The organism is Delftia sp. ZNC0008, from assembly GCF_000799035.1.
In the GTDB taxonomy this organism is placed as follows: domain Bacteria; phylum Pseudomonadota; class Gammaproteobacteria; order Burkholderiales; family Burkholderiaceae_C; genus Comamonas; species Comamonas tsuruhatensis.
Genome location: NZ_JTKZ01000385.1, coordinates 1 through 9,359 on the forward strand (window position 1 = coordinate 1; position 9,359 = coordinate 9,359).

8 protein-coding genes and 1 pseudogene are annotated in these 9,359 nt (G+C 68.8%); 7 read left to right on the forward strand and 2 right to left on the reverse strand.

Translation table 11 applies throughout. The annotated features are described in order from the left end of the window. Nucleotides 1–25: 25 nt before the first annotated feature. From L995_RS12705 to L995_RS12730, 6 genes are all read left to right on the forward strand, one after another. On the forward strand, nucleotides 26–487 hold the full coding sequence (locus L995_RS12705; RefSeq protein ID WP_047472093.1) for a DUF3613 domain-containing protein: 462 nt from the start codon (nucleotides 26–28) through the stop codon (nucleotides 485–487). A 32-nt stretch (nucleotides 488–519) separates the two neighbouring features. Further along, entirely contained in the window at nucleotides 520–1,035 is a 516-nt protein-coding gene (locus L995_RS12710) for a TadE/TadG family type IV pilus assembly protein (protein ID WP_016450346.1), read from the forward strand. Nucleotides 1,036–1,175: 140 nt separating this feature from the next. After that, nucleotides 1,176–1,694: a TadE/TadG family type IV pilus assembly protein gene (locus L995_RS12715; protein WP_227472670.1), complete on the forward strand. Its 519-nt coding sequence runs from the start codon at nucleotides 1,176–1,178 to the stop codon at nucleotides 1,692–1,694. A 17-nt stretch (nucleotides 1,695–1,711) separates the two neighbouring features. Further along, nucleotides 1,712–3,976 (forward strand): TadG family pilus assembly protein, encoded by a 2,265-nt coding sequence (locus tag L995_RS12720; protein WP_047472090.1) that lies wholly within the window; start codon nucleotides 1,712–1,714, stop codon nucleotides 3,974–3,976. A 47-nt stretch (nucleotides 3,977–4,023) separates the two neighbouring features. Then, the gene (locus L995_RS12725) at nucleotides 4,024–5,418 is read left to right on the forward strand and encodes a sigma 54-interacting transcriptional regulator (RefSeq protein WP_016450343.1); all 1,395 of its coding nucleotides are present in this window, start codon (nucleotides 4,024–4,026) and stop codon (nucleotides 5,416–5,418) included. A gap of 35 nt (nucleotides 5,419–5,453) precedes the next feature. Further along, complete coding sequence (locus tag L995_RS12730; RefSeq protein WP_016450342.1) at nucleotides 5,454–6,728, forward strand: glycosyltransferase; 1,275 nt, start codon at nucleotides 5,454–5,456, stop codon at nucleotides 6,726–6,728. 52 nt (nucleotides 6,729–6,780) lie between these two features. On the opposite strand, the gene L995_RS12735 is transcribed toward L995_RS12730, so the two are convergent. Further along, on the reverse strand, nucleotides 6,781–8,223 hold the full coding sequence (locus L995_RS12735) for an EAL domain-containing protein (RefSeq protein ID WP_047472091.1): 1,443 nt from the start codon (nucleotides 8,221–8,223) through the stop codon (nucleotides 6,781–6,783). Nucleotides 8,224–8,238: 15 nt separating this feature from the next. Further along, a complete protein-coding gene (locus L995_RS12740; RefSeq protein ID WP_016450340.1) occupies nucleotides 8,239–8,793 on the reverse strand; it encodes a hypothetical protein in 555 nt (184 codons plus the stop codon). A 368-nt stretch (nucleotides 8,794–9,161) separates the two neighbouring features. On the opposite strand from L995_RS12740, the pseudogene L995_RS12745 reads away from it, so the two are divergent. After that, nucleotides 9,162–9,359, forward strand: a pseudogene (locus tag L995_RS12745) (sensor histidine kinase); the annotation flags it as partial.

Below are 9,359 nucleotides of genomic sequence, written 5' to 3' on the forward strand. Positions count from 1 at the left end.
GCCTCGCCACTTTGAGGACCACGACATGCCAGACACACACCGCATGCATTTGCCCCGCCGCGCAGCCGCCGCAGCGCTGGCGCCCTGGCTGCCGGCTGCCGGCCTGGCCCTGACACTGGCCCTGACACTGGCCCTGACCCATACGGCCCCGGCACACGCCCAGGCCTTTGGCGAAGTGCAGAGCCCGCCCGAGCAGGTGGATGCACGGCCCCATGTGTTCGCCGAGCCCTCCACCGACTCCATCCTGGCCGGCTACACGCTCTACACCAACCCCGATGGAACCGTGATGTACGTGCCCCGGCGCGAGATCGACATCGGCGGCGGCACCCTGCGGCTGCTGGGAATGCAGCACAGCCAGCCGGGCCAGCGTGCCCGCCCCATCGACGGCGAGCAGGCGCGGCGCAGCTATGCGCGCTACCTCAAGAGCTTCGAGACGGAAATCCCCGCCCTGTACAAGACCGGCGTCGAAGCCGGCGGCAAGAACTGAGCCCGCCCCGGCCAGCAGCTTGAGGAACGACCATGATCCGGCGCCCACTCCGCGCTCACCGCCCCCACCGGCCTGCCAGCCTGCGGCAGCGGGGGGTGTACGCGCTGGAGTGGGCCATCATCTTCCCGGTGTTCTTCGCCCTGCTGTACGCCTGCATCAGCTACGGGCTGGCGTTCCTGGTGCGCGAATCCATGCAGGCCGCCGCCGAGGACGCCGCGCGGGCCACGCTGCGCTACCAGACCAGCCGCAGCGCCCGCCTGGACGCAGCCCGCAGCCTGGTGCAGCAGCGGCTGGACTGGCTGCCGGCCGACCTGAGGCCCACGGCAGGCAGCATCGACGTGCGCATCTGCAGGCTGCAAAACAGCGAGCTGTGCTCGGCCACGCTGACCTGCGGCGTGCTGGTGGCCGAACGCTGCATGGTGCGCGTGGGCTTCACCATCCCTTATGGAACCAGCCCGATAGCACCCGCCCTGCCGGGCTTCGGCCTGGTCATGCCGACGACGCTGACCGCCAGCGCCAGCATCATGGTGGACAGGGGGGGGCTATGAAGCTCCCCCTGAGTCGCTTCGCGCCTTCCCCCTCTCTCGCTTCGCGGGAGGGGGGCATCCGGGCCACCGGCGACACCCTCGGGGCGGGGCGGCGCGGCCGTCTTAGGCCCTTCCTCGGTGTCCCTGGGTTGGGGCATGCCGTGCGTGGGGCACGCCCTGCTGCATCGGCCGAGTTCATGCAGGACACCGGCGATACCTTCGCGGCAGGGCTGCACAGGCGGCAGCGCGGCGTGGCGGCGGTGGAGTTCGCGTTGATCGCCGGGGTGATGGTGATGCTGCTGATGGGCATGTTCGTGTACTGGCGCGTGCTGCAGGCCCAGCAGTCGGTGGCGCGCGCCACGGGCGACGGCGCGCGCATGGTCCAGCATCTGGCCTTCGGCGGGATGGCTGGCTTCAATCCGGCCAAGCCGGCCGAGCGCGCCAACATCCTGCAGGCCACCACCGACGTGGTGAACCAGAGCCTGACGGCCAGCGGCATTCCGCCCGGCACGGCGCCCACCCAGGTGCAGATCGACTGGACCAGTTCCCAGGCCACGCTGAGCGTGGTGTACATGCTTCCCCCCGTGCTGGGCCAGGGCCTGCAGGTGGGCAGCCAGACCCTGGGCGAACCCACGCGCCTGGAGGCCCGCAGCCTGATCAGGCTCGCCCCCGGCAGCTAAGACAGGAGGACCAGAGCATGCTCACCCACCTCCCCGCATCCGTACGACGCCCCAGAACGCGCCGGCAAGGGCGCCGGCAAGGCGGCAGCCTGCTGGTGCAGTTCGCCCTGCTGGGCTCGGTGCTGTTCCTGCTGCTCGGCATCGTGGACCTGGGCTACATGTACTACGCCAAGCGCGACCTGCAGCGCATTGCCGATCTGGCAGCCACCCAGGCCGCCCAGACCATCAATGCCGAGCGCAGCAACCGCGCCGCCTGCGTGACGGCGGGCGAGGACAGCATCACGGCCAACTGGCCGGTTCCCCTGACCCGCAGCAGCGCCCAGACCCTGGTCAGCTGCGGCAACTGGAACCCGGCGGACCCGGCCAGGCAGTCCAGCGGCGGCCGCTTCTTCGACGCCGCCTCCGGCCCGCTCAACGCGGCGCGCGTCACGGTGGGCGGCACCTCGCCCACCATCTTTCCCGGCACCTGGAGCCGCCTCGTGGTGGCCGAGGCCATTGCCATGCGCAACGACTCGGTGGCGTCCTTCCAGGTGGGCTCGCAGCTGCTGCGCTTCAACAAGGACACGCCGCTGGGCGGGCTGCTGGGCCTGGTGGGGCTGGACGTGGGCATGCTGACCCTGCTGGACTCCAAGGGCCTGGCCGACGCCAAGATCAGCCCGGCCGGCCTGCTCAAGGCCCTGGGCGTGAACCTGGGCATAGAGCAGCTGCGCGCGCTGTCGCCCGAGGGCCTGGCCAACATCGCCAGCGTCACCCTGCTGAACGTGATCGATGCCTCCATCAGCGCCATCACCGACAACGCGCTGGCCGTGCAGCTCAACGCGCTCAAGACCCAGATCATCAACGCGGGGCTGAGCACCATCAAGATCCCGCTGGGCAGCCTGGATGACCAGAAGGGCCTGTTCGCCTTCCTGGGCGCCGGCCGCACCGATCCGCTGAACGCGGCCATGGACGTGCAGCTGGGCATCGGCGACGTGCTCAAGACCGCCATCGCCATCGGTGCCAACGGCCATGCGCTGCAGGCCAACCAGCTCGATGTGGCCGGCCTCATCAAGGCCCAGCTGACCATCGTGCAGCCGCCCACCATTGCCGTGGGCCCCGTCGGCACGCAGGGCTACAGCGCGCAGATCCGGCTGAACCTGAACGTGGACACGGACCAGTTGCTGGGCGGCGCGCTCAAATGGCTGGTCAAGGACATCCTGGGCACCCAGGTCAAGCTGCCCATTGCCGTGGACATCACCAACGCCACGGGCACGCTGACGGCGCTGCAGTGCAGCGCCAGCCCGCAGACCATGGACCTGTCGGTCAAGTCCTCCATCCTCAACGCCTGCGTGGGCAAGATGGACCCCAACAACAAGCAAAGCTGCGAGAAGGGCCTGCAAAATGAGCAGCTCATCACCCTGCTGCACCTGCCCGTGCTGAACGGCAAGCTGTGGGTGCCGGCCCTGGAGTACACAGACTCCACCACGGGCCTGGGCATGGAGCCCGGCTACGAAGACCCGGCCGACCCCAACTGGTCCAAGACCAACCGCTCCACGCAGGTGAACCAGCTGGCGCTGGGCGACACGGTCAACAACATCGTCACGGGACTGCTCAACCTGCTCAGCGGCCTGCTGCAGCCGCCGGGCACCACGCCCACCGACATCACCACGCGGCTGCTGGGCTCCTATCTGGACGCCTCCATGGTGAACGGGCTCTACAACGTGACCAGCCTCACCAACCTGCTGCTCAACGGGCGCGGCGTGGCCAGCGACAAGGACTACATGCCGCCGCTGCTCACCTCCAACTTCACGTTCAACAACGCCATCGCCAAGTCCTGCCTGCTGGTGGCCTGCCCGTCCTCCACCTGGAACAGCGGCACGTTCTCGGCAGCCCTCAACTCCTACACCAGCGTGCCCGGCGGCCTGCTGGATGTGCTGGGCATCTCCACCTACGACAACGGCTACCAGAGCTGCGCGGGCCTGCTCAGCTCGCTGCTCAACTGGAACGGCTGCGTCAAGCACAACGTGACCAAGCTGCTGACCTCGCACCCGCAGTACCTGTACGCGATCAACGCCAACAGCCCCGAGATCCAGTCCCTGCTCAACCGCGACAACAACCTCACCTGCACCGGCGCCCTGTGCACCCTGCTCAAGCCGGTGATCACCGGCGTGCTCAAGCCCATCCTCAACGGCGTGGGCGGGCTGCTGACCACGGTGCTCAAGGACACGCTGGGCCTGGAGGTGGGCCGCACCGACATCAAGGCCCTGTCCATCGGCTGCGACACGGCGCAACTGGTTTTTTGAACTGCACAGGCCATCCAATCCATGAATCGACAACGAGGGAATGCAACGTGAATCTGGACGAGCTCGTCATCTATGTCTGGGAAGGCCAGGCCGACATCGCCGAGCGGGTGGAGCGCTGCGTGCTCAACCTGGGCGTGGACGTGGTGCGCGCCGACGGGCTGACCCTGCCCGCCGACACCAGCGAGCTGGGCAATGCGATCGCCGTGGTCAGCGTCTCGGTGCTGGAGGGCGCGCGCTTCACGCGCCAGGGCGTGGAGGGCACCTTCGGCATGCCCGTGCTGTGGGTCAGCGCCAAGCAGCGCGACGCCAACGCCGGCACCTATGCCATGGAGTACTCGCATGTGCTGCCCTTCGACTTCACGGGGGCCGAGCTGCGGGCCATGCTGGTGCGCATACTGCGGCGCATGCAGAGCAACCAGCGCCAGGTGCAGCGCTCGGAGGACATCATCGCCGTGGCCGACTGCATGCAGCGCCTGCTGCGCGACGTGGACACCTTTGCCGACTGCGAGCACAGCGTGCTCATCATCGGCGAGACCGGCGTGGGCAAGGAGCGCATTGCCGAGCGGCTGCACGAGCGCAACAACCGCTACGGCCAGGGCCCCTTCGTGGTGGTCAACTGCGGCGCCATCCCGGACGGGCTGTTCGAGTCCCTGTTCTTCGGCCACGCCAAGGGCTCGTTCACGGGCGCGGTCAATGCCCACAAGGGCTATCTGGAGCAGGCCAACGGCGGCACGCTGTTCCTGGACGAGATCGCGGACCTGCCGCTGTATCAGCAGGTCAAGCTGCTGCGCGTGCTGGAAGAGCGCGCCATCACGCGGCTGGGGTCGGCCGCCGCCGTGCGGCTGGATTTCCGGCTGGTGGCGGCCACCAACAAGCCGCTGCGCGGGCTGGTGCGCGAGGGACGCTTTCGCGCCGACCTGTTCTTCCGCCTGGCCGTGATCGAGCTGCAGATCCCCAGCCTGGAGGAGCGCGGCGAGGCCGACAAGCTGGCCATCTTCCACGCCATCCTGCACAAGGTGGTGGGCGAGGCCACGATGAAGGAGCTGGGCGAGCCGCCCTTCTTCATCCTCGACGCCGTGGCCCAGATGTACTTCCCCGGCAATGTGCGCGAGCTGCGCAACCTGGCCGAGCGCATCGGCGTGGCCGCCCGCCAGACGCGCGACTGGAACGCCGACGGCGCCACGCAGCGCATCCTGCAGCACGCCCAGGCCCTGTCGGCCACCACCTTCCCGCCGGACGCCGGCGCCGCCGAGCCCCTGCTGGCCGACCGCAGCAACTGGGACATGGACGAGCGCAACCGCATCATCGCGGCGCTCAACACCAATGACTGGAAGCGCCAGAACACGGCCCAGCACCTGGGCATCAGCCGCAAGGTGCTCTGGGAAAAGATGCGCAAGTACCAGATCAGCGACGGCGAGCCCGAAGTGCCCGTGCCGGGCTGAGCACGCCCTCCGACACATCCCCATCCCCCCACGCCATGGAGACCTCCACGAACATGCAGGACAAGCCGGTCATCATCTTCGTCAGCGCCGTCTACCCCAGCCAGTACAGCCTGCTGTGCAGCCACCTTCGCGCCAGCGGCGCGGCCGACAGCTGGTTCATGACCATGCCCGGCCATGCCGAGAACTACGCCAGCCAGTGCGACCACCTGCTGTCGTTCCGGCCCGATGGCGACATCGTCGGCCCGCAAAGCTACTACTACTCCAGCAAGGTGGAGCGCTCGGCGCGCATAGGCCGCGGCCTGCTGCAGGGCCTGCAGGCCTTCGAGAAGGAAAAGGGCAAGCGCATCGACGTGGTGGTCGCCCACTCGCTGTGGGCCGCGCCCAACCTGCTGTACGGCGAGATCGATGCCGCCATCGTCAGCTACATCGAATTCCCCAGCTACCGCGTGCACGGCAACGAGCCCGACTACCCGCCCGACCTGTCCCAGCGCCTGGCCGACCGCAACATGGAAATGCTGCACTACCACCAGGTGCTGTGCAGCGACCTGACCATCGCGCCCAGCGCCCATGCGCGCTCGCTGTTCCCGCCGCTGCTGCAGGAGCGCGTGGCCGTGCAGTTCGAGGGCTTCGACATCCAGGCCCCTGACGAGCAGGCCGAGCCGGTGCCGCGCCAGGACGCGCGCTTCACCGTGGCCTTCTCATCGCGCGACCTGTCCAGCTCCAAGGGCTTCGAGACCTTCATGCGCCTGGTCGACCGCCTGGTGCGCGAGGGCGATGGCCAGCAGATGCGCTTCATCGCCCTGGGCGACCCCACGGCCGTGACCTATGGTTACGAACAGCAATGGGTGGAGCGCCGCTACCAGGGCAAGGTGGCCAGTTTCCGCGACCATCTGCTGCAGATCCACCCGGCCGCACAGGTGGTGGAGTTCCCGGGCAAGCTGCCGTACGACGAGTTCGCGCGCACCCTGGCCTCGGTGGACCTGTTCCTCTACCCGCTGCGCTACGGCGTGGCCAACTGGGGATTGATGGAGATCCTGGCGCGCGGCGGCTGCGTGATCGGCTCGAACTGGGGCTTTGTGCCGGAGCTGGTGCAAAACGACGTCAACGGCCTGCTGCTGCCCGACAGCGACGACGCCTGGATCGGCGCCATCCGCCAGCTGCGCGACGACCCGGCCCGGCGCCAGCGCTATAGCCGGGCCGCGCGCGAGACGGGCAAGCGCTTTCACATCTCCAACGTGGCACCGCGCTTCATGGACCTGTTCCGCCTGGCCATGGCGCGGCGCAGGGCGAGCCCGCTGATGCTGGAGTGAGGTGCAATGCGGGCCGGGCCCGGCCTGCGTTCAGGTGCGGGCCCTTGCGCGCCTAGGCGGCGGACAGCGCCGATGCAGGGGCCCCGACAGCCCCGACAGCGCCGACGGCCCCGCCAGTCCCGCCGTCGGCAGCCGAAAGAGCCGTCACACGGTCCATGCCACTCCAGCTCAGGGCCATGCTCAGTGCCATGTCCAGCGCGTCGCCCTCCTGCGCCTCGGACGCCTGCAGCACCTCCAGCACATCGGCCACGCACACCACCTGGTCGAGCAGCCCATGCAGCGATGGCCGGGCTATGAAAAACCCCTGCACGCCATGCGCCCCCGCAAGCGCCACGGCCTCCATGCCCTGGGCGGACTCCACGCCTTCCACGATCACGCAGGCGCCGCGGTCGGCGCACAGGCTGATCAGGCCCTGCAGCATCCGGGCCGACGGCCGGGCCTGCAGGCTCTGGTCCAGCACGGACTTGTCGATCTTGACGATGTTGGCGCGCAGCTTGCCCAGGATGTCCAGGCCGCCGCGCCGGGGAACGATATCGTCCAGCGCCATGCGCACGCCCAGGATCTGCAGGTGCCGCACCAGGCCCAGCGCGGCCTTCTCGCAGGGGAAGACACCGGTCTCGGTGATCTCCAGCACCAGGCGCTGGGCGATCTCGGGCCGCTCCTCCAGATAGTCGAACACGCCTTCCCACCAGGCCTCGTCGCAGAACGAGGCGGCCGACAGATTGCAGCCCAGGCTGTGGCCGGTCTTCATCTCCAGCGCCCCTATCACCGACCACAGCACGCTGCGGTCCAGCCGCGCGGCCAGGCCCAGCCGCTCCAGCGCCTCGATGGCATGGGGCACGGCATAGTTGTCGTAGGCAGAGAACACGCTGCGGCGCAGCAGGCACTCGTGGTAAAGCGTGCGGCCCGTGCCAGTCCCACTGCCTCCCCCTGCCATGCCCCCGGGCTCCAGCAGCGTCACGGGCTGGAATGCCAGCGCCAGATGGCCCAGCCGCAGATCGTCCAGCAGGCGGCCCGCCAGCTGCATGTCGGCCTGGTAGCCCTTGATGAGCCTGGCGGGCATTCTGCGCACCGCCATGTCCTGGCCGCCCGCCGTGGCGTGGCCCTTGCCGCGTATCTCGTGCAGCCCCGCGAAGGAGACGCAGCCCAGCGCCTGCACCTCGGCCCGCAGATAGGCCTGGCGCGAGCCGTGCACCACGGGCTCACTCACCAGGGCGGACTCCAGCGCATGCATCCAGCCATGCCGGGCATGATGGCCGGGCAGCACCGTGTCGGCCAGCGTGCGGGGGTCGAACCCGCGAACCAGCAGCGTATCGCCCGCGCGCTCCAGCGATTGGGCATCAATGCCCAGGCCCTTGAGCCGGTCCATGCAGGCCTGCATGGCCTCGTCGCAGAAACCGTTGCCATAGACGCTGCGCCAGGCCTGCAGGGGCGGCAGCCAGATGGCCAGATCCAGGGGCATGTCGCTGTGCGAGGGTTCGATGATGTCGTGCATGGTGAGCGCCTTCGTTCAACGGCCTGCAATGGGTTGTGAATAGCAGTGAAATCCGATCGCCCTGCGCCCCCGGCCGGCCGGCCCGCCGCCGAGCATGCCGGCATCCACGGCCGACAGCGCCAGGTCCACATGGCCGGCCATCAGGTCAAAGACCACCGAGCAGGCATCCGCCTTGCGGCTGAAATACGCCAGCGTGGCATCCGTTCCGCCGGCAAAGCTGCCCAGCAGCGCCTGCCCGTCCTGCTCCTGGAACACCGCCTGCGCGCTGCCCTGCTGCGGCACGATGACCCGGTCGCCCTGCTGCAGCAAGGCGCCGGCCTGCGCCACGATCACATCGCTGCGCCGCACGATGCGCACGCCCTCGCTCACCCGCGTGAGCAGCGCCACCGGCGCCGCCTGCGCCACCTGCGCATGGGGGCTTCCGTCGCCCGCCTCGCGCGCAGCGGTGCGCGGCACGGCGGCAGACGCAAACGACGCGGGCACGTTCAACGGCTTGCTGCGCGCCCTTTCCGGGTAGGCGCGCAGTCGCGGCAGGGGCATGCCTGCAAACGACAACGAGACAGCGGCCATGGTTTCTCCTCCGAAAGACAGCGATCAATGGGGCGGCCGGCGCAGCACACGGTTTTCCAGACACTGCGACAAGCTTTTTGCATCCTGTTGCAACAAGCGTGCCATGGGCCTGGACGTCTTCATCCAACGCAAAGCCATCTGTAACCTATTGATTTATTTGAACACCCAAGCACAGCCACCACCGTGTCACCCCGCAGCGTTACGGGCGATGTCACGTAACGCCGGCACGCCACGGCGTTACTTTCACGGCGGCTGCGCAGGACGACGCTGCCCTGGCTGCCAGGCGCGGCCCCCCTTTCGGTGTATGTTCCAGCGCATCACTTCAGGAGCCGGCCCTGTCCCCGCAAAAGTCCATCCAACGGGATCTGGTGATCCTCTGGCTCACCATCTCGGCCGTCGCCCTGGTGCTGGCGTGGCTGCTGTTGCTGCTGACCCGGCAGGGCACCGAACCGCAGATTGCCCGCGCCCGCGACGCCGCAGGCGTCAGCTGCAGCGCGCTGCAGGCCGGGGCCGCGCGCATGGGGCTGGCGGGGCTGACGGCAGATACGCCATCTGCCCAGGCCCGG